The 22,381-nt window shown below is 37.9% G+C and carries 18 protein-coding genes; 4 read left to right on the top strand and 14 right to left on the bottom strand.

The window, feature by feature from the left end:
- Positions 1–66 precede the first annotated feature (66 nt).
- From folE to OCV73_RS03665, 10 genes are all read right to left on the bottom strand, one after another.
- Positions 67–666 carry a GTP cyclohydrolase I FolE gene (gene folE, locus OCV73_RS03710; RefSeq protein WP_147549162.1) on the bottom strand — a complete coding sequence of 200 codons (600 nt, stop codon included), beginning with the start codon at positions 664–666 and terminating at the stop codon, positions 67–69.
- A 21-nt stretch (positions 667–687) separates the two neighbouring features.
- Positions 688–1,176: an SPOR domain-containing protein gene (locus OCV73_RS03705; protein ID WP_167551199.1), complete on the bottom strand. Its 489-nt coding sequence runs from the start codon at positions 1,174–1,176 to the stop codon at positions 688–690.
- A gap of 93 nt (positions 1,177–1,269) precedes the next feature.
- Positions 1,270–2,025: a triose-phosphate isomerase gene (tpiA, locus tag OCV73_RS03700; RefSeq protein WP_147549158.1), complete on the bottom strand. Its 756-nt coding sequence runs from the start codon at positions 2,023–2,025 to the stop codon at positions 1,270–1,272.
- Positions 2,026–2,088: 63 nt separating this feature from the next.
- On the bottom strand, positions 2,089–3,435 hold the full coding sequence (locus OCV73_RS03695; RefSeq protein WP_147549156.1) for a BT_3928 family protein: 1,347 nt from the start codon (positions 3,433–3,435) through the stop codon (positions 2,089–2,091).
- Complete coding sequence (locus tag OCV73_RS03690) at positions 3,425–3,967, bottom strand: DUF1599 domain-containing protein (protein WP_147549154.1); 543 nt, start codon at positions 3,965–3,967, stop codon at positions 3,425–3,427. Before OCV73_RS03690 ends, OCV73_RS03695 begins: the two co-directional genes overlap by 11 nt.
- Positions 3,968–4,469: 502 nt before the next feature.
- Positions 4,470–4,820 (bottom strand): 50S ribosomal protein L20, encoded by a 351-nt coding sequence (gene rplT, locus OCV73_RS03685; protein ID WP_147549152.1) that lies wholly within the window; start codon positions 4,818–4,820, stop codon positions 4,470–4,472.
- 116 nt (positions 4,821–4,936) lie between these two features.
- Positions 4,937–5,134: a 50S ribosomal protein L35 gene (gene rpmI, locus OCV73_RS03680; protein WP_147549150.1), complete on the bottom strand. Its 198-nt coding sequence runs from the start codon at positions 5,132–5,134 to the stop codon at positions 4,937–4,939.
- A 60-nt stretch (positions 5,135–5,194) separates the two neighbouring features.
- Entirely contained in the window at positions 5,195–5,764 is a 570-nt protein-coding gene (gene infC / locus OCV73_RS03675; protein WP_147549148.1) for a translation initiation factor IF-3, read from the bottom strand.
- Positions 5,765–5,770: 6 nt separating this feature from the next.
- The gene (gene thrS / locus OCV73_RS03670) at positions 5,771–7,711 is read right to left on the bottom strand and encodes a threonine--tRNA ligase (protein WP_147549146.1); all 1,941 of its coding nucleotides are present in this window, start codon (positions 7,709–7,711) and stop codon (positions 5,771–5,773) included.
- A gap of 140 nt (positions 7,712–7,851) precedes the next feature.
- The gene (locus tag OCV73_RS03665; protein ID WP_449500940.1) at positions 7,852–9,942 is read right to left on the bottom strand and encodes a tetratricopeptide repeat protein; all 2,091 of its coding nucleotides are present in this window, start codon (positions 9,940–9,942) and stop codon (positions 7,852–7,854) included.
- A gap of 152 nt (positions 9,943–10,094) precedes the next feature.
- Here OCV73_RS03665 and OCV73_RS03660 point away from each other — a divergent pair, with 152 nt between their 5' ends.
- From OCV73_RS03660 to OCV73_RS03650, 3 genes are all read left to right on the top strand, one after another.
- Positions 10,095–11,381, top strand: coding sequence for an NAD(P)/FAD-dependent oxidoreductase (locus OCV73_RS03660; protein WP_147549142.1), 1,287 nt, complete (start codon positions 10,095–10,097; stop codon positions 11,379–11,381).
- A gap of 85 nt (positions 11,382–11,466) precedes the next feature.
- The gene (locus OCV73_RS03655) at positions 11,467–12,297 is read left to right on the top strand and encodes an META domain-containing protein (protein ID WP_147549140.1); all 831 of its coding nucleotides are present in this window, start codon (positions 11,467–11,469) and stop codon (positions 12,295–12,297) included.
- A gap of 11 nt (positions 12,298–12,308) precedes the next feature.
- Positions 12,309–12,749, top strand: a complete 441-nt coding sequence (locus OCV73_RS03650) for a GNAT family N-acetyltransferase (protein ID WP_147549138.1) — start codon at positions 12,309–12,311, stop codon at positions 12,747–12,749.
- Here OCV73_RS03650 and OCV73_RS03645 read toward each other — a convergent pair whose 3' ends face one another.
- The 4 genes from OCV73_RS03645 to OCV73_RS03630 form a co-directional block, all read right to left on the bottom strand.
- Positions 12,750–13,769 carry a hypothetical protein gene (locus OCV73_RS03645; RefSeq protein ID WP_147549136.1) on the bottom strand — a complete coding sequence of 340 codons (1,020 nt, stop codon included), beginning with the start codon at positions 13,767–13,769 and terminating at the stop codon, positions 12,750–12,752.
- Between the two features lie 3 nt (positions 13,770–13,772).
- Positions 13,773–15,218, bottom strand: a complete 1,446-nt coding sequence (locus OCV73_RS03640; protein ID WP_147549134.1) for an MBOAT family O-acyltransferase — start codon at positions 15,216–15,218, stop codon at positions 13,773–13,775.
- A 129-nt stretch (positions 15,219–15,347) separates the two neighbouring features.
- Positions 15,348–17,378: a M13 family metallopeptidase gene (locus OCV73_RS03635; RefSeq protein WP_147549132.1), complete on the bottom strand. Its 2,031-nt coding sequence runs from the start codon at positions 17,376–17,378 to the stop codon at positions 15,348–15,350.
- 20 nt (positions 17,379–17,398) lie between these two features.
- Positions 17,399–19,348 carry an ABC-F family ATP-binding cassette domain-containing protein gene (locus OCV73_RS03630; protein WP_147549130.1) on the bottom strand — a complete coding sequence of 650 codons (1,950 nt, stop codon included), beginning with the start codon at positions 19,346–19,348 and terminating at the stop codon, positions 17,399–17,401.
- A 130-nt stretch (positions 19,349–19,478) separates the two neighbouring features.
- Between OCV73_RS03630 and OCV73_RS03625 the strand changes: the two genes are divergently transcribed.
- Positions 19,479–22,370, top strand: a complete 2,892-nt coding sequence (locus tag OCV73_RS03625; RefSeq protein ID WP_147549128.1) for a PD-(D/E)XK nuclease family protein — start codon at positions 19,479–19,481, stop codon at positions 22,368–22,370.
- The last annotated feature ends 11 nt before the right edge of the window (positions 22,371–22,381 follow it).

The following is a 22,381-nucleotide window of genomic DNA, read 5'->3' as shown; positions in this document are numbered from 1 at the left end:
CTTTGTATGTGAATTATTTACATAAAACGCCGTTTATTTTTATTCTTTTTTACAGCTAAATGTTTATTAATATCTACCTATCCGGCGATAAAATTCCTGTCTTAAACTTTCATTTTTAAAGTCACCGCAAAAATCACAGGTAACAGTCGAAGAATCTTGTTTTTCCACTCCTCTCATCTGCATACACAAATGACGGGCTTCGACCAGAACAATAACACCATGCGTACTTAATTCACAGGAAAGAGCGTTCATCATTTCCGTAGTAAAACGTTCCTGTACTTGTAATCTGCGGGCAAAAGCATCTACAAGCCGGGGAATTTTACTAAGCCCCACAATCTGGTCGGCAGCGATATAACCAATATGGACTTTTCCGAAAAAAGGCAATATATGATGTTCACACATAGAATAAAATTCGATATCCTTTACGACAACCATTTGTGTTCCCTCATATTTAAATCGGGCTGATGAGAGAATTTCTTTTGCCGACTGCTTATATCCTTTAGTAAGAAACATCATTGCCTTGGCTACACGTTCCGGTGTTTTTTTCAGACCTTCCCGCTCTACATCTTCTCCCAAAAGGGAAAGTATGCAACGGTAATGATAAGCTAATTGTTCTTTCACAGAGTTTTTTTCATCCTCCGGTCCTATCTTTTGTTCGTCCATCATTATATTCTCAAATTATAAAAATCATAACGGGACATTAATCTTGTCCCGAACCACGCGCATTTCTCTGGCAAATTGAGGAAAAGCATTCTTAAGGTCTTGTAAAGCTCTATTCGCTTCTTCATAACTACGGAAATCTCCCACACGCAATCTAAAAAAAGGAGAATTATAAATAATATATGTTCCCATCTCGGGAAATTTATTCCGAATCTGTTGTTGCTTATTTTGTGCTTCAGTCTTTGCATGACGCTGATTGTCTGAGAATACTTGTATCCTATATCCATTTCGCTGAACGTAATTTGTCTTCCCGGCTTCAATAATAGTTCTGTCTTCAGTAGAACGCGACACCCTTCCTGCTAATTCCTTAGGCTGGTATATCTTTACGATACCTCCGGTTTCCGAACGTTCTAAGTACTGAACAATCGAAGTATCCGATACCGCAGTTTCAGCGTACAAATAAGAAGAAAAAAAGAAAGAGAAACAAACGAATAAATACAAATGTCTGCGCATCATAAATATAAAATTAGATATAAACGTCATACATAATAACAAGGCTGCAAAAATAAGAAATATTTCTTATTTTCGCAGCCATAAAATATCTAATTATCAAAATGCTGTGATTATCCCCATAAAGGAGGCAGCATCCAGAGCGGCCCCACCGATAAGACCTCCGTCAACATTTTCTTTTGCAAACAGTTCCTTTGCATTAGACGGTTTACAGCTTCCTCCATATAATATAGAAATATTTTCTGCAACTTCTTTACCATATTTATCTGCTATCGTTTTGCGAATGAAAGCATGAATCTCTTCTGCTTGTTCAGCCGAAGCGGTCTTTCCTGTACCTATAGCCCATACCGGTTCGTATGCCAAAATAAGTTTTCCGAAATCTTCAGATGAAAGCCCGAACAGAGATTCTTCTACTTGTTTTTTTACCACATCGAAATGTTTTCCGGCCTCACGTTCCTCCAATACTTCCCCGATACAAAAAATAGGAGTAAGTCCGTTTGCAAGAGCCAACAATGTTTTTTCTTTAAGTATATCGTTTGTTTCATGATAATAAGCACGACGTTCCGAATGGCCTATTATCACATATTTTGCACCGGTAGATGCCACCATGGAAGCCGAAACCTCACCTGTATATGCACCTGCTGCTTTATCTGCACAATTTTCAGCTCCGACTCCGATCTTTTTCGTATCGACCGTATTTACGACAGACGTCAAATGTGTAAACGGGGTACATACTACGACATCACAGTTAGGTGTTACGTTAGCTAAAGCCTCATTCAATTCTTTTGCAAGTGCAATACCTTCCTGGAGAGTAGTGTTCATCTTCCAGTTTCCGGCAACAATGTTCTTTCTCATAATGATAATAACTTTATTAGTTTAAAAATGAATATTTTATAGTTTCAATCTTACATAGCACACTTACGTTCCGGGATTAGAAGTTTTTTTCCTTTGGGCGACCCTCCTTCTCCTGCTCTCACGCAAAGCATCCAGTATAACGCCTACTGTTTTTTCTGTTAATAATAAAAATATCATCGGAGCAAAATATAGTCCTACCATAAAAATTATGCGTTTTTGTTCGTCATATCCCTGCAGGTTACCATAAACCAGTTTATCAAAGCCGGCAGTAAGTTCCGATTCGTCAGGCATCATCCGGGGAGATAATTTAGCATATATGACACCCTTCTTTAAAATGAGCAAGCAGGGATTACCTCTGGCTATAGTACGAATAATCGTTTTATCCATAAAAAAGAAAGGATATTCGGCACCTGCATTCTCTTTCCATTCTGCAATCTCGTTGGGGGAAGAAGATGCAAGGCAATAAAATGAATAACCGTACTCCCTGCTATAGTCGTAAAGCTCATTTATCTTATTTATTTCAGAGTCATCGGCCGTAGATAAATCCGGCGATAAAAGAAGAAATACATAATTCTCGTCACCAAGTATATCATTCGTAACATCTTCATTTCCATCATATATCACAAAATTATCTATAACCGGATACTGAGACCGGATTGTTTCTTTATCAGATATTTTCTCATGGCGCTCTACAAATACCCATGTCGAATCATCGACCGGAATATCATCTATACCGAACTCTTTTTTAACTCCGTCTTTCTCATACACAAATAAATATTCCATATCTTCTCCGGTTGCATGAGATACTGCACCGGAAAGATTCAACCCTATCTTATAAGGCCTGAAGTCCAATATAGGCTGATGATTATATCCAACCCACATCACCGAAAAAATAAATAATAAAGAGAATAACCCTGTGAGCCATTGCACCGACATGTTATACAGTCCTCTAACCCGGGTATTATAGCATAAAAGAAAAACTACAAACACAAGTAAAACTATATTTTTCCAGAATGTCTGCCAATTAGTCAAAACGACAGCATCGCCAAAACAGCCGCAATCGCTCACCGGATTGGCTACCGCCAGATATAAAGTCAAAGGCGTCATGACCAGCATAAATAGCAAAAGATACCAGGGCGTCCTTTTTCGGTATGAACCCAGTAACGCATGCACCCCGAACAAAAACTCAAATGCTATTAAAACGAATGCAATTAAAGGAATAAGCATAGAAATGGAATTAAGCCCGAATGCGGAAAAATAATCCTCCAGCTTGTATATAGTTCCCATCGGATCTATTGCTTTCACAAAGCCGGAAAATATAAAAGTACCGCCCGCCACTATTCTTGAAATAATAACGCCGGCTGTTATCCACCCGTTCCTTATAATCGTTTTTTCCTTATTATTCTCCATACTCAAGTTTGATAAGGCCAAACAGGGAGTAGTTTATCAAATCCATGTAATTAGCGTCCACACCTTCAGAAACAAGTGTCTTGCCATGATTGTTTTCTATTTTCTTTATGCGGTATATTTTAGTCAAGATAAGATCGGTGTACGAACTTATCCGCATACTGCGCCATGCTTCATCATAATCGTGATTCTTAGCATACATCAAAGTCTTCGTTTCGGTCATAAACTTATCATACAAAGCCAAAGCCTCTTCTGCCGAAATATCTTCCCCATCGGAATATCCCAAAGAAAGCTGGATAAGACCGATAATACCGTAATTTACCAAAGCGATAAATTCGGGACGGATTCCCTCGTCTACCATTGTTTCGCCTTTCAGCTCGATACTACGTATACGGTTAGCTTTAATAAAAAGCTGATCAGTTATAGACTCAGGACGCATAATGCGCCAAGAAGGTCCGTAATCTTTCAATTTTTTTGCATAGAGATCGCGACATATTCCTATGACATGCTCAAATTGTGCTATAGTATCTGCCATAATTGATATTTTTACTCATGCAAAGGTAAAAAAAATAACTTAAACAGCCACATTTTTTCGAGGCATTAAAAGAGCATATTTATTACTTAAATATACGATTACTTCTCATATAAAATAATCCGGAACTCTTCCTGAACTTTAATATCCAACCCTTGCTTAAAAACAATAGCCATATAATAAGATAAGGACGCCTTTTCAAGCGTCCTTATTCTATAAAGAAGTCGCATCCAAGGATGCGATGAAACTCCGAATGACAGGATTTGAGTGCTCCTCCCCCTTTGTAATCCACCGTGCTAAAGCATACCCGAAGGTGTGGCCCGCCATTGGTGAAGAAAGCTTGTCTCGGCATTTCATAATTTTTGATGAGTTTCCCATTCAACTTGAATGCGACTTGTACTTTCTATTACAAATATAAGCATTGAATATGTATTTTGCAATAGTTGAAATAAAAAAATAGGATTACAAATATATTGTAACCCTATTTTTAAAATATTTTGGCTTATCAGGCATTCTTTACCTTTGCTACTATAGCCTGGAATGCTTCAGGATTATTCATAGCAAGATCGGCAAGCACTTTACGGTTAATCTCGATACCCGCTTTATGAAGCGCACCCATTAATTTAGAATAAGACATTCCTTCCAAACGGGCTGCAGCATTGATACGTTGTATCCACAATGCACGGAAATTACGTTTTTTAGCCTTACGGTCACGATAAGCATATGTTAAACCTTTTTCCCAGGTATTTTTAGCTACCGTCCAAACATTTTTTCTGGAACCATAGTAACCTCTGGTAAGTTTTAAAATTTTCTTTCTTCTTGCTCTTGAAGCAACATGATTTACTGATCTTGGCATAGTTTTTTCTTGTTTTGAATGTTAGCGTCACTTTTCACGGTGATCTTTAAGCTAAAAGCATTCGGTTAATAAAAATCTTTAAACTATTTGTTTTAAAAGAAACATTGAAAAGAATATTATTTCATACCTAATAATGCTCTCACATTATTTTCGTCGGCATGAGATACGAGACCCATATGAGTAAGATTTCTTTTCTGCTTTGTAGTCTTTTTGGTCAAAATGTGACTTTTAAAAGCATGTTTTCTTTTGATTTTTCCTGATCCGGTAAGGGCAAACCTCTTTTTGGCACCGGAGTTAGTTTTAATCTTTGGCATTTTACTAAATTTTAGTTTTATAAATTTGTATATATAACTTTGAGTCTCCTCAAATTATTCTTATTTCTTTTTGGGAGTAAACATGATAATCATCCGCTTCCCTTCCAGTACTGGCAGTTGCTCTACCTTAGCATAGTCTTCCAGATCATTTGCAAAGCGCAATAAAAGCACTTCACCTTGTTCTTTAAACAATATGGAACGTCCCTTGAAAAAGACATAAGCTTTCACTTTCGCTCCTTCATTTAAGAAACCTATCGCATGTTTTAACTTAAAGTTATAATCATGATCATCGGTCTGTGGTCCGAAACGAATTTCCTTTACAACCACCTTAGTAGATTTAGCCTTCTGTTCTTTCTGTCTCTTTTTTTGCTGATACAGAAATTTCTGGTAATCTAAAACCCTACATACAGGAGGAACAGCATTAGGCGAGATCTCTATCAAATCGAGCCCTAATTCATCGGCGATTTTCAATGCCTCTTGAACCGGATACACACCCTGCTCTATATTATCACCAACCAGACGAACTTCTTTAGCCCGAATTCTTTCGTTGATACGATACTGTTCTTTAATACCCTCATTTCTCTTGGGAGGGAAGTTTCCTTTAGGTCCTACGATAGGTTTTTTCTCCATTCAAAATTACCATTGGTTAATCATACTTTCAACTTCTTGAGTCAAATTCTGGGCAAAGGTAGCAATTTTCATGATACCTTTATCACCTTCACCCTGTTTTCTTACAGAAACTTCACCATTTTCTGATTCTTTTTCACCCACAATGAGCAAATAAGGGATTCTCTTCAACTCATTATCACGTATTTTTCGACCGATTTTTTCGTTACGGTCATCCACGATTGCACGAATATCTTTTTCTGCAAGAACTTTTGCCACTTCGTTGGCATAATCATTAAACTTCTCGCTGATAGGCATGATAACTACCTGATCGGGAGTAAGCCACAAGGGGAATTTTCCGCCTGTATGTTCAATAAGTACAGCAACAAAACGCTCCATTGACCCGAAAGGCGCTCTGTGAATCATCACCGGACGATGTTTCTGGTTATCGCTTCCCGTATATTCAAGACCGAATCGTTCAGGCAAATTATAATCGACTTGTATTGTTCCTAACTGCCATCTGCGACCTATGGCATCCTTTACCATAAAATCGAGTTTTGGTCCGTAAAATGCAGCCTCTCCTAATTCGACGCGTGCTTTCAAACCTTTTTCTTCACAGGCTTCAACAATTGCACGTTCGGCTTTTTCCCAGTTTTCATCACTTCCTATATATTTCTCACGATTATTCGGGTCTCTTAACGATATCTGTGCTTCAAAGTTTTGGAAATCAAGTGCTTTAAATATTATAAAGATAATATCCATCACCTTGAGGAACTCTTCTTTCAACTGTTCGGGACGGCAGAAAATATGTGCATCATCCTGAGTAAATCCTCGTACTCTCGTTAAACCATGCAACTCGCCACTTTGTTCATAACGATATACAGTACCGAATTCCGCAAAACGCAAAGGCAATTCTTTATAAGAACGCGGAAACGCTTTATATATCTCGCAATGATGAGGGCAATTCATGGGTTTTAATAAGAATTCTTCTCCTTCTTCGGGAGTATGTATCGGCTGGAAAGAATCTTTACCATATTTTGCATAATGACCTGAAGTTACATATAGTAATTTATTTCCGATATGCGGAGTTATTACCTGAAGATATCCGAAACGTTTTTGTATACGACGTAAAAAAGTTTCTAACCGCTCCCGCAACTGTGCACCTTTGGGTAACCATAACGGTAAACCCTGTCCCACAGCCGTAGAAAAAGCGAATAATTCCATTTCTTTCCCTATTTTACGATGATCGCGTTTCTTCGCCTCTTCCATCAGCACAAGATATTCATCCAGCATTTTCTTTTTCGGAAATGAAATTCCATATACGCGAATAAGCTGTTTACGCTTTTCATCCCCGCGCCAGTATGCACCTGCTAATGATGTCAATTTCACAGCCTTTATCACTCCTGTATTCGGGATATGCGGTCCCCGGCACAGGTCAGTAAACGAACCTTGAGTATATGTAGTGATAGAACCGTCTTCCAATTCGCTGATAAGTTCAACTTTATATTCTTCTCCCCGGTCTGCAAACATCCTGAGAGCATCTTTCTTTGCTATCTCTTTGCGGACAATGGCTTCTTTCCGGGCTGCCAATTCGAGCATTTTCGCCTCCACAGCAGGAAGGTCGGTATCTTTCAGCGGTGTCTCTCCGGGATCAACATCGTAGTAGAATCCATTCTCGATTGCAGGACCAATACCAAATTTAATACCGGGATACAATTCTTGCAAAGCTTCCGCCAATAAGTGAGCGGAAGAATGCCAAAAAGCATGTTTGCCCTCATTATCATCCCACTTGAACAATTTTACAGCCGCATCTTTATCTATAGGCCGCATCAAATCCCAGGCTTCACCGTTTACAGTCGAAGCCAGAACATCCTGCGCCAAACGAGAACTGATACTTTCGGCTATTTCTAAAGGAGTAACCCCGGATTCAAATTCTTTAACCGAATTATCAGGAAATGTGATCTTTATCATAATGTTAAGTTCTTGTTGGTTTCATTAAATACGAATTTACATCAAGCCGATATCCAACTTTAACATAGTTACGCATTTTTATTAAGGCACAAAAATAATAATAATTTTTAATACCAAAAGGTATGAAACAAAAAATAGTTTTAATCACTCAATCTCTTTAAAATATTGTAAGCTCCTACTATGCCGAGCTCCCCAGCCTTACTCAAGTCGGCTATACCTTCTTTTTCATTTCCTTGTTTTAAATAAACCAGTCCACGGTTGAAATAGGCCTCGCCAAAATCAGGGCGAAGCCGTATTGCTTCGTTGTAGTCAAGAATCGCTCCCCGGAAATCTTTTTGGGCGCAACGTACATTTGCCCGGTTGAACCAGCCATAAACAAAACCGGGAGACATTTCCAGTACTTTCTCGTAATCTCTCAAAACCATTTCATATTCCAAAGACAACGATTCGTCTTTCGAGCCTGTTTTCAAGGGAGTATCTATTTTATGAGCTCGCAACCCGAAAGTTCCCCGTTCTTGTTGCGACGGTAATAAATCAATGCCATTAGCTGATTCGGTGGATATTTTGTACTCGATTTGTTTAAACCGGATAGCAGCGCGCATAAAATATGCCAACATAAAATTGCGGCTCAACATTATGGTACGGTTCAAGTCATCAATAGCACTGGAAAAATCCTGAATGAGCATGAAATCCAAAGCCCTGGCAAAATAAGGCATTGGATTTTGAGAATTAATATCTATCAATTTCGAATAATCGTTTATCGAAGAAAAATGATTATTTATCTGGGCAGTTGATAAAGAGAGTTCGGCATTGGTCAGTAATAACTGGCGTGCCAGTAACTTCGACCTGTTAATATCATCTACCTCACGGGAATATGCAACACCGTGACCTACCTCACGGGTCTTTTCATAATAAGTAAGAATAAAAGACGGTTCTATGGTAATCTGTATATTTTGATCCTGTACCCTTCCCCTCATACGGTTATCATATTTAGGTTTAATGTCATTTTCGGCATCGGCAACTAATATGCGGTCAAATTTATTAATATTCTTATCTGATTCTTTTCGTTCCGAATTATCGCCTGACTTTTTATTGTCCGTCTTACCATCTGCCGATACCGGAGTATATTGTGTCGTTTTCTGTAAAGCCAGAGCCTTGTTAAAATCTTGTTCGCCACCTTTCATATCTCCCGATTTCCTTTTGGCTTCGGAACGGGCATAAAATCCTGCGGCAAAATCAGGATATTCCTTAAGAACCACGTCATAATCTTTAATGGCAGCCCGATAATTGCCCAATTCGTCATTCAATACGGCCCGGTTGTAATAAGCAAAGTAATTTTCAGGCTCGGCTTTAATAACCTCCGAAAAATCTGTAATAGCCCGGTTCCGGTCTCCTACCTGCATGCGCAACAAACCTCTATTGTAGCGCGTAATAAGATTGTGCGGTTGTATTTCAAGAACATGATCATAATCGGCCATAGCACCTCTCAGATCTTCCATATGATATTTTATCAAAGCACGGTTCACGTAGTATGCCACCTCGGCCGGACTCAACCTCAAAGCCTCGTTCATATCTTCCAAAGCTCCGGCATAATCATCATTATGACGAAGCTTAATTACCGCACGTTGTGCATATGCAGAGGAGATATTCTTATCTATAGAAATAGCTTTGTCAATATCGGCTAAGGCTTTTATCGTATCTCCTTTTTCTAAATAGAACTGCCCCCTGCTCATATATCCGTTATAATAATTCGGATGTATTTTTATCAACTCTTCAAAACTTACTTCCGCTTCGTTATATTTTTCTAACTGTACAAAAGCGATAGCCTTGTTTTGAAGGAAAGTCCGGTCTTCGGGAGCATAACGAAGCCCCTCGTTATAGTCATCAATAGCCCCCTGGTAATTACCCAGGTTCTGCCGCGCAATCCCTCTCACCTGGTAAGCATTCACAATAAAAGGATTACGTTCTATACAAAGGCTACAATCCTCTTCAGCCCCTGTATAATCATCCAGGCTGATCTTCGCTACGGCCCTGTAAAAATAAGCTTCGGCCAGATACGGTTTGACTTTTATTACCTGATTGAAATATTGAATGGACAATACATAGTCTTCGAAATAAAGCGCATTTCGCCCAATGTTCATGACCCTGTCTGTATTAATCTGGGCTGGAAGAGTAAAAGATATAACAGATAAAATTACCGGAAGTATGTATCTAAATCTAAGCTTGAGCATGAATTTATTTATTACAATATTATACGCAAATGTAAATAAATAAAAGCATTCTGACTATCTTCGTATTCTATTTTATATGTTTTTTCTCTTAAACACGGGAAAATGAACATTTTTTATTATTATCCGTTAAAACTATAATTAAGATAAATAATATGTCACACACTGCAAAACAACAAATCGTCATTATAGGAGGAGGTTTCGCAGGTATAAACCTGATAAAAAAAATAGATACCCACCTCTATGATATAATACTTATAGACCAGAACAATTTTCATGCATTTCCACCTTTGTTTTATCAGATAGCATCATCCGGCCTGGAACCGGCGGCCATTTGTTTTCCGTTCCGTCAGGAATTAAGGAAATTAAAACAAGTCCGTTTTCATATGGGAAACGCAAAATCTGTCGATACAAAAGAACAAACAGTTACAACAGATTCGGGAATATTGCATTACGATTATTTAATTATCGCAACCGGTACGACGAATAATTTTTTCAATATAAATAACTTGCAGGAATCTGTTTTTACGCTTAAATCGACAGCCGAAGCAATCAGGGTACGCAACGAAGTGCTCAATAATCTGGAACTTGCCAGTACCTGTAGCGATCCTGAACTAAAAAAATCGTTGCTTTGTTTCGCCGTTGTCGGAGGGGGGCCCACGGGTGTAGAAATAGCCGGAGCATTAGGTGAAATGAAAAAATATATATTGCAACGGGAATACCCTGAACTTAAAAAAGAAGATGTACGTGTTATCATCATCGAGGGAACCGATAAATTATTACGTACAATGAGCCCTATCGCTTCGGAAAAGGCTCGTACGTATCTGCAGCAACTGGAAGTAGAAATAAAGCTGAATAAAAGCTTGGTATCTTACGATAAAGAAGTCCTTCAATTCAATGACGGAGAAACACTGGCCTGTCGTACTGTTATATGGACCGCCGGTGTCACGGGTGTTCTTATCGATGGATTGCCTAAAGAAGTAATAGGCCGTGGAAACCGTATTCTCACAGACGAGTATAACCGAATAAAAGGATACGACAATATATTCGCTTTAGGAGATATAGCCCTTATGATTACAGAAGCATATCCGTCCGGACACCCTCAACTGGCACAAGTGGCAATACAACAGGGACGATTGCTGGCAAAACACCTGAACAACCGAAAATTCGACACCCCCTTCATATATAATGATATGGGAAGCATGGCGACTATCGGCAGAAACCGGGCTGTAGCAGATTTCACTCATATGCATATGTATGGACGACCTGCCTGGTTCATGTGGATGTTTGTTCATTTAATCTCTCTTTTAGGAATGAAAAATAAAATATTCGTATTATTAAACTGGACCTGGAATTATTTTACTTACAACGCTTCATTAAGACTACTTATACGTCCTACATTTTATCCTATAAGAAAAAAATGGAAAGAACCTATTTCATAAACATTCTAAAATAAGCCTTCATACCGAAACTTATTCACAAAGTATCTTTTATATTTGCTGACAACTTAACTAAAATTTATTTGACATGAAAAAAATAATTTATCTTTGTATCGCATTATCTGCCATTTTACTGGCTGTATCCTGCAATACCGGTAAACAAACTATAAAAGAAAAGAAAAATACCACCGTTTCTTCAAAACCTAAACCCGTAATCAATACTAAACCTGAAATGCTGGAAGGCGAATGGATCATAGAAACGGCGAATGGTAATACCGTTGTAGGAGAAGAACCGGTACAAATCACTTTTGATATGAAAAACAAACGTGTATATGGAAATAATGGGTGTAACGTATTTAACGGAAATTTTATATTAAGCGGTAATAACCACATCCGTTTCGACCAGATGGTCATGACAATGAAAGCTTGCGCTCCAAATGTAACCGATGGTGCCGTTATGAAAGCACTGAATGATGTGCAATCATTTAAAGTAAAATCCGAAAACGGGAAATTTATGGTTGTAGAATTATATAATGCACAGAAACAACCTGTCATGCAAATCAATAAAAGAATAAGTTATTTGCTGAACGGACGCTGGAAAGTCACATCACTGAACGGGAAAAATATTACAGAAAATGCTCCTACCATGGTTATTGACATTCCTGAAAAAAAATTACACGGTAACACCAGTTGCAATATTATGAACGGGACAATTGTCCTCGATAACAAATGGCCCAACAGCATACAATTCGCAGGAGTAGCAACGACCCGGCGTGCCTGTATGGGGCCCAACGTAGAAATGGAATTTTTACTGTCATTGGAAGCGATCAATGCGTTTCAGGAAATAGACGAAAACCGGCTCGAATTATATGACGCTCTCCACAAAGGAGAAAATATTATTATCATCGAAAAAATATAAGAATCATAAAAATGATTTCTATTCGGGAATCAATACCGGAAGACAATGAAAGATTAACCGAAATATGGTTAAACGCATCCGTTAAGGCCCATGATTTTATACCGAAAGATTTTTGGACAGATAAAGTCGAAAATATGAAACGGCTTTATTTGCCCAATTCTTACACCATAGTCGCTTATGATAATGAGAATGATCTAATAACAGGATTCATCTCAATAGTAGGGAACCATCACATTGCAGCCTTATTTATCGACGTCCCGTATCAAAACCAAAGTACAGGAAGCCTTTTGTTGCAATATGTCTCGGACCGGTTTTCCAATCTGACACTTTCGGTATACATAGAAAACACAAAAGCTGTTTCTTTTTATTTAAGACACGGTTTTTTCATCTTACAGGAAAGAATTGACAAAAATACCGGACATTCCGAATATCTTATGCAAAAAATAATATAACTAATAAATAGAATCGAGGATAGCCCGAGCCACGTGAGGACGATAATGTGAACATTCGTAATAATTACGATAATCTTCGGTAAATTCATTTTTACCGGAAAAATCGTAAACTACGTTTTCTCCGAAAATATCTTTTAAAATTTCAATATCTTCCACTGCCATCTTTTTCTGATCATATAGAGGACTTATTACAATTTTAACGTTTGCGCGGTGACGAGCCAGGACAGAAGCTATTTCTTTCAACATTTTTATCTGTTTCTCTCCAATAAAAGCTTCTGAATACATCTCTTTGGAAGGCCTGTCATAAAAAACTTTCATACGTTTTTCATTATAATACGTTCCCGCTTTTATCTCTTCTTCAAAAATATCATGCCGTATTTCATTATACCTTAACGAATAAGTTATAGGATCATCGTTTAGTAACCCTTCTCGTTTCATATAGTCTTTCATCTGACCCGATATCTTGAAATCACAATAGGCAATCAAAAAACGGGGTGTAAAAAATGTACGTATAAAACAACTATGAAAAGCAAACCAACGCTTATATCCTTCCAGTTGAGGAGATAAAAAATACAAATGAGACTCTTCTCTTCTCTCTGTTTGCAAAAGAATGCTTGCATCCCAAACGAATAATAAGTTTTTAATAGGCACCCTGCTGTCCAAATAAATTATTTTCTTATATATCCCGAACAAAGATTCTGCAGAAGCATCAAAATGAAAGCAACTGGAAGAATCATCCAAATGTCGCATCCAATCATCCACTTCATAGAAAATACTCCGGGAATTACCCATAACGAATGAATCGTATCTATATATCTTATTATACTTATCAAAAGTTGACGTACTCACATAATCAACGTCCAATGTTACATAAGAAGGCTTTCCGTCTTCATAAAACGAATCATAATTCTGAACAACTTTAAAAGGGTCGCTCCAAAGATAAAATGCCAGCAATATATAAAGCGGCACTAAAGCCAATAAAACCTTTCGTATAAATCTATTTAAATCAGTCTTATCCATATATTAAAATTGAAAATAGATAAATGTCGCTTGTCTGCCTCCCAGACACAAAATCAACAATAAAATAATAATATAGGATGCCCAACGTATAACGGGAGTATTCAGTGATGATTTTATATGCGTATAATCCAGGGCAAAATCTGCTTTTCGGGTAAACCACTCCACGACCAGCATAAAGAATATAGCGAACAATGCCTTTTTATTAATAAATTCCGGTATAGAAAAAATGGAAATATTAAACATTCCTTTAATATAATGAAATGCCTGTTCTATATTTTCGGAGCGAAAGATGACCAGCCCTATCATGACAAAACTAAACGTTATAAGCATCTGAGCCATTTCTTTATATGAAGGACATATCCTATTTTCTGCAACAACACGGGTATGTTTACGATGAGTACCCCAGATTAACAGAGGAATAAACAGACAAGCATGGTAAAATCCCCATAAAATGTAAGTCCACTCGGCACCATGCCAAAAACCGCTTAATAAAAAAATAATAAATACATTTCGTATAACTTTAATTTTCGAGACTCGACTTCCGCCTAAAGGTATATATACGTAATCTCTAAACCATGTAGTTAAAGAAATATGCCATCGTCGCCAGAACTCAGCTATATCCCTGGAAAAATACGGTACATTAAAATTTTTCATTAAGTTTATTCCAAAAAGCCGGGCTGCACCTATTGCAATATCGGAATATCCGGAAAAATCTCCGTATATCTGAAATGTAAAATAAACAGCTCCCAGCAATAATGTAGAGGCACTTGCGGTATCGGATTGTGAAAATATGGTATTCGCCCATATAGCGCAGTTGTCTGCTACTACAATCTTCTTGAAAAAGCCCCACAACATCTGTCTCATACCATCCACCGCTTTGCCATAATTAAATCGGCGGGAATTTCTAAACTGAGGAAGAAGGTTTGAGGCCCGTTCTATAGGTCCGGCAACCAATTGAGGAAAGAAGCTTATAAAAGCTAAAAAAATAATTACATTTTTTTCTGGATTAACCTTTCTTTTATATACATCTATTGTATAACCTAATGCCTGAAATGTATAAAAACTGATTCCTACCGGCAAAACCAATTTTAAAGTTGAAAGAGATAAATGAATACCTATACTTTCAAATGCCTGAAGAAAATTCAATATAAAGAAATCATAATACTTATATACGAACAAAATCATTAGATTAATAAATACATTCGCAATCGTAACAAGCTTTCTGATTTTCTTATTTTCACTATTTCCAATAATAAGTCCTGCGCAATAACTGCAAACAGACGTAAATAGTATCAGAAACAAAAAAGTCCAGTCCCACCATCCATAGAATATATAACTGGATATCAACAAGAAAAGATTTTGTCCTTTCCGGCTTTTTCCTAGTATATACCAATAAAAAAGAAATACTAAAGGAAAAAATATAAGAAATTCAAAAGAATTAAACAGCATTATGCGATCATAATATATATTATATGAGACAAATTTATACAAAACCTTTCACAAAACACTTTTTCTCTATAAAATATTAAAGGGTAATATGTATTATATTACCCTTTAACAGATTAATATGTAATTTAGTTACCAAATAACCACACGGTCTGCCGGAACCATATACATAGGGTCTCCTTCTTTGATTCCAAATGCATTAAAGAACGAATCCATATTTCTTAATGCTGCGTTTACACGCCATTTTCCCAATGAATGCGGATCTATCTTTGTCAAACGTAAGATTTCCGCATCACGGATATTTTGTGCCCATAAGGTTGCATATCCCAGATAAAAACGCTGATCTGCTGTAAACCCATCGATCGGTTCCGGCATATTGCCTTGCAACGAATTATGATATGCCGTATAAGCAACACGCAAACCTCCATGGTCAGCAATATTCTCTCCCAATGTAAAACGACCGTTTGCATGGACGGTATCCAAAACAATTATATTATCATATTGGGCGGCCAGCTTATTAGCCCTATCCTCAAATTGTGCAGCATCTTCTGCCGTCCACCAGTCCTGCAAGTTACCGTCTTTATCGAACTGGCGTCCCTGATCATCAAAACCATGGGTCATTTCATGACCTATGACTACACCGATAGCACCATAATTCACTGCATCGTCCGCATTTACATTAAAGAAAGGAGGTTGTAATATTGCAGCCGGAAAACATATCTCGTTCGAAGAAGGGTTATAATAGGCATTTACCGTCTGGGGCCCCATGAACCACCTATCCTTATCTACCGGTTTCCCCTCCTGACTCAATGAATATTCCGTTTCAAATGCCATTGCATTCTTGACATTTTCCCAGTAGGTTTTAGACGGATCGACAGTAAGAGCCGTATAATCGCGCCATTTATCAGGATATCCTATTTTTACGTGAAAAGCCGCCAGTTTTTCTTTTGCTTTCGTCTTGGTTACGTCGCTCATCCACTCCAGGCTATCTATATGCTGCCCCAATGCAACCTGTAAATTAGAAACCAAGTCTACCATACGTTTTTTAGCTTCGGGTGGAAAATATTTCTGTACATACATTTCACCTACAGCCTCCGACAAAAGAGCATTGGGAACCGATAAAGCACGTTTCCAGCGTGGTTCTATCACTTCTTTACCCGACATAGCCTTATCATAAAATTCAAAAGAAGCGTTGACGAAATCATCACTCAAATAAGAAGCCGCACTATTTATATAATTAAAAGCCAGATAATTCTGGATATCTTCATCGGTAAGCGATACTATCAACTCACTGACTGCTTTTAAAGTAGGAACCTGACATACATTTATCTCTTTCAGATTCAAACCCATGCCGGCCAGATAACTATCCCAATCTATACCGCCCGCTATTTTTTTAAGTTCATCGATAGACATCTTATTATAACTTTTCTGAGGATCACGTAATTCTTCCCGCGAAAAAGCAGCTTTTGCTATAGCCGTTTCAATTTTCATTACTGATTCTGCCGCTTTTGCTGCCTCGGCTTCAGAATATCCGGACAGTGCAAATATTTTATTGATGTACTTGATATAGCTTTCACGAATTTTACGAGTGCTTTCGTCATTCTCCAAATAGTAATCACGATCCCCCATATTCATTCCGGACTGATAAATATTAGCTATATTCATAGAACTATTCTTCATGTCTGCATCTACAAAAAGAGCAAAGAACGGATTTGCCACAGTACGATGCATCTTAGCCAACAGTTTACTAACAGCTTCTTTTCCCGAAACAGTTTTTATTTCGGCCAGATCAACCTCCATAGGAGAGGCACCTTCTTTATTCAAACGAACACTATCCAAACCCATTGTATAAAAATCCCCGACTTTTTGAGCGACACTGCCTGATTCGGATTTTATCTTGCCTAATTCTTCAAATAAAGCTTTGATCTGCTCCTTGTTATTATCCCGAAGCATGTCGAATGAACCATAACGGGCATATTCGGGTTTCAACGGATTTTTCACCATCCAACCGCCACAAGCGTATTGGTAAAAATCATCTCCGCAAGCAACAGTAGTGTCCAGATTTGAAAGATCCAAACCAGGAACTTTTTCGCTTACTCTGGTCGAGCATGACGAAGTCGCCATAAGCCCGGCCGCTAGTGATAGAATCATGAATTGTTTCATTTTGGTAATTATTATAAATATCAATTTTTATTCTTTATTTTTTCCAGAGATTCACTTTGTTCAGCCCATTGCCACATAGCATTATCCAACTCTTTTTTCAGACGTCCGTGTTCTTCATACAAACTTACATCGGCGGCTCCTTCTACTGTAGAAAGTTTTGATTCCACTTCGGCTATTAATGCTTCCAGGCTTTTTATTTCTTCTTCGACAGCAACAACGGATTTTTCCATTTTTTTTATCTGCCTGGCAAGTTCTTTACGTTCTTCATAAGTTAATTTATTGCCGGTAACAGATCTTTCCTCTACAGCCGCCTTACTTTTAACCTCGTCTTTGACAGCCTTAACCTCAAGTTCGTGTAACGAATCCATCTTTTTCCGTTGCAGAAAATCGTAAATACCGCCCAGATGTTCACGTACGCACTGATTCCCAAACTCATACACCTTAGTCACCAGTCCATCCAGAAATTCCCTGTCATGGGAAACGAGTATCACCGTCCCGTTAAAATCGGCAATAGCCTGCTTCAATACATCTTTCGTACGCATATCCAAATGATTGGTAGGTTCATCCAAAATAAGCAGATTCACCGGTTCAAGCAACAAACGTATCATTGCCAGACGTGTTTTTTCACCTCCCGATAAAACCTTTACCTTTTTATCCGAAGCCTCGCCCCCAAACATAAAAGCACCTAATATATCACGGATCTTTGTACGAATATCTCCTACCGCAACTTTATCTATCGTATCAAATACAGTCAGTTCCTCATTCAGCAACTGAGCCTGATTTTGTGCAAAATATCCGATTTTGACATTATGTCCTAACTTTAAAGTTCCGGTATATGGGATCTCCCCCATAATACATTTTACCAACGTAGATTTGCCTTCACCGTTCTTTCCTACAAAGGCAACTTTTTCTCCCCGTTTTAAAATGAAATCAGCACCAGAAAAAACAATATGCTCTCCGTAATTTTTTCCCACTCCTTCTGCTATAATAGGATAATCTCCAGAACGGGGAGCTGGAGGAAACTTCAAATTGAGACGGGAATTATCCACCTCATCTATTTCTACCCGTTCTATTTTTTCCAATTGTTTAATGCGGGATTGTACTTGAACCGATTTCGTCGCTTTATAACGAAAACGTTCTATAAATGCTTCGGTATCCTGTATCTGTTTTTGCTGATTCTCAAAAGCCCGGATCTGCTGTTCCAGCCTCTCCTGTCTTAAAATTACATATTTGGAATAATTGACCTGATAATCATAAATACGTCCTAAAGAAATTTCGATAGTACGAGTCGTCACATTATCAATAAATGCCCTGTCGTGCGAAACAAGAACGACAGCATTGGCACGCGTAGATAAAAAATTCTCCAACCATTGTATGGATTCTATGTCCAAGTGGTTAGTAGGCTCATCCAGTAATAGTACATCAGGACGTTGCAACAGAAGCTTTGCTAATTCTATACGCATTCGCCACCCACCGCTGAATTCCGATGTAGGGCGGTCAAAATCGCTTCGCAAAAAACCTAATCCGGTCAGTGTCTTCTCTATTTCGGCCTGATAACTGGCGGCTCCTATCAAAGATAACTGTTCTGTTGCATTAGAAACTCTTTCTATCAATTCGTGATACTCCTCGCTTTCATAATCGGTACGGACCGATAATTCTTCATTCATCCTTTCGATGCGAGACTGTAACTCGAATATATGGGAAAAAGCCTGTTCAGCTTCATTCATTACCGTACGGGAATCGGCCAATTTCATTTGTTGAGGCAAATAACCGATAGTGAGATCTTTAGGCATATTAACCGATCCGGACGTAGGAGACTGCAAACCGGCAATAATTTTAAGCATGGTCGATTTACCCGCGCCGTTTTTTCCAACCAATGCGATACGATCTTTTTTATTAATGACATAAGTTATATCATCAAACAACGGATTTCCTCCAAATTCAACCGTTAGTCCTTCTACCGAAATCATCCTCTTACCTTTTATTAAAACAGAGCAAAGGTAATAAAAATATGCATACCGCCTAAAGAAAAGTCTGTAACAAAGAAACGGTAATCCAATAAAAAACCGTAAACTTGTAACGCAAAGAAAAAAGCTGTATATGAAACCTTTTTTAAACCGAATAGCAGAATTATTTTATCATAACCATACTGAAGATATCGGCCACATCTGTTTTGTTTTCCCTAATCGCAGAAGCGGACTTTTTTTTCAAAAATATCTGGCCGAAATTGCCGGAAAACCGATGTTTTCTCCCCCTGTCACAACGATCAACGATCTTATGACAGAGTTATCTCCTTATATTCCCGCCGACCGTACAGGAATGTTATTCACGTTATATGAACTATACATGGAACTGTACAATAACGAAGAGTCTTTTGACAACTTTGTATTTTGGGGAGATATGCTCTTGAATGATTTTGATGACGTAGATAAATACATGGTCGACGCAAAACAATTATTCACCAACATACAAGACCTCAAAGAAATCGAAGAATTTTATCTTAATGAAGAACAAATAGCCGTAATAAAAAGGTTCTGGCATAACTTTTCATATCCATCCATAGATAGCGAGAAAAAACAAGATTTCATATCCCTCTGGTCTATCCTGTATAAACTTTATTTTTCCTTCCGACAAAAACTATCTTCCAAGGGCATAGCCTATGAAGGGATGATATTCAGGGAAGTAGCAGAAAAATCAAAGGAAGTGAACAGACTGAAAATCCCGTATAAAAAACTGGTATTTATAGGTTTCAATGCTCTTACAGAATCGGAACGAGTATTCATGGAACAAATAAAAAAACAAGGAATTGCCGATTTTTATTGGGATTACAATGCCCCGACTTTAAGAGATAAATTCAATAAAGCCACCTATTTCATGAACGATAATATCCACAGGTTTCCTTCTGCATACGACATAGGAGAACCCGATATTATTACTATGCCAGAAATAGAACTTATCACTATCCCATCTGCGGCCGGACAAGCAAAATTGGTAACCCGGTTATTAGACGAATTTATTCAAAACGATTATATTCCTCAGACCGACAAAGCCATTAATACGGCCATCGTATTGCCGGATGAAAATCTCCTGATGCCCGTATTATATTCCATACCTGAAATCATAGACCCTATTAACGTAACTATGGGCTACTCTTTGCAACGCACCCCTGTTGCGGCTCTTATGGATACGATTTACGAAATGCAACGCCATGTACGATATTCTAAAGGAGAAGCTCTATTTTATCACTTAGAAGTAAAGTCTATCCTCAGCCATCGCTTTATTGCGGCACATGCCGGAATAGAAGGAGACACACTCATTGCCTTTATCAACAAAAATAATAAGACCTACCTTACATCTGACGAATTAGGAAAAAACTACCTGTTGAAACTATTATTCCGTAATATACGGAATGAAAAAGAAGCATCCGGTTATTTGCTTTCATTATTGGAATTCCTCTTGCAAAATACTCACCAATCTACAGAGAACGAAGAAAAAGAGGTTGTTAAAACAGGGTTATCCTCTCTGGAACGAGAATTTATTTTTCATTACCATACTGCTATCAAACGCCTGAAAGATGTCATTGAAGAACACAATATAAAGATGGATATCGATACTTATTTCCGGCTTCTGCATAAACTTACTTCCGCTATATCCATCCCGTTCCGGGGCGAACCGTTATCCGGCCTTCAAATCATGGGAGTACTAGAAACACGTGCACTTGATTTCGAAAACCTTATTATACTGTCTGTAAATGAAGGGATATTCCCGGTCAAAAAAGTAGCGAACTCTTTCATTCCCTATAATCTCCGGCGGGGATTTGGCATGGCGACGACAGAACATCAAGATAGCATATATGCCTACTATTTCTACCGTATGATAAGCAGAGCCAAACGGGTATATCTCTTATATGACAGCCGCACCGAAGGACTCAAAAAAGGTGAAATGAGCCGTTATATATATCAGCTCAAACATCATTATCAGGCTCATATAAAAGAAAGAATAATTACTTATAACATTGCATCAAATCAAGCCCAACCCATAGAAATAAAAAAAACTCCCGATATTATACAGAAACTATCCCGTTTTCTGTCGGGAGGAGACCGGTATTTGTCTGCAAGTTCCATCAATACATACCTCGATTGCCCTTTACGTTTCTATCTACAAAAAGTGGAAGAAATAGGTAAAGAAGACGAAGTAACCGAAACTGTAGACGGAAGCGTTTTCGGCAGTATATTCCATTATGTGATGCAAAAAATATACGACCGCATGAAAGGAGTAAACGAAGAAATACTTGTCACAGCGGACATGATCAATACCATACTTAAAGATAACTCTTTAATGACTGCATACATCGAAGAAGCATTCGCTCGAACTTTCTTCAAAAAATACAAAGATCCTCAACCGCTTACCGGATATAATTACATGATAGGGGAAATTATACGCAAATATATACGTCAAACCTTAACAGCAGATAAAAAATACACTCCTTTTACCTATCTGAGATCAGAAGAAAAAATAGAATTGGAAATTCCTTTTTCTCCGGAAAAAAGGGTACGTATTAAAGCATACATCGACAGGGTGGACAGGCATAACGGGAAAATTCATATCATAGATTATAAAACCGGAGGAGACAAAACATCTTTCCAAAGTATGGAACGACTATTCGATCACAATATTAATCACAGGGAAAAAGCCGTAATGCAAGTTCTCCTTTATTGTAAAATGTACGCTTTAAAACACGATACCGGAGAAGATATTCATCCGTCCATTTACTTAATTCAAAAACTCTTTCGTGATTTCGATCCTGAAATACGCATAAAACAAGGAAACCAATATGAAACGATAGAAAGTTATCTTTCCTGCAATACAGAATATACCGAAGTTTTCAATCGATGCATATCTGAAATATTCGATCCGGCAGTTCCTTTTTCTCAAACTCCATGTACAGATCACTGTCAATATTGTGATTTCACAGGTTTATGTAAAAGATAAAATAACCAAAA

Source organism: Barnesiella propionica (assembly GCF_025567045.1).
Taxonomy (GTDB): Bacteria; Bacteroidota; Bacteroidia; order Bacteroidales; family Barnesiellaceae; genus Barnesiella_B; species Barnesiella_B propionica.
The sequence above is the reverse complement of the archived record's forward strand: the minus strand, read 5'-3'. Positions and strand labels throughout refer to the sequence as shown.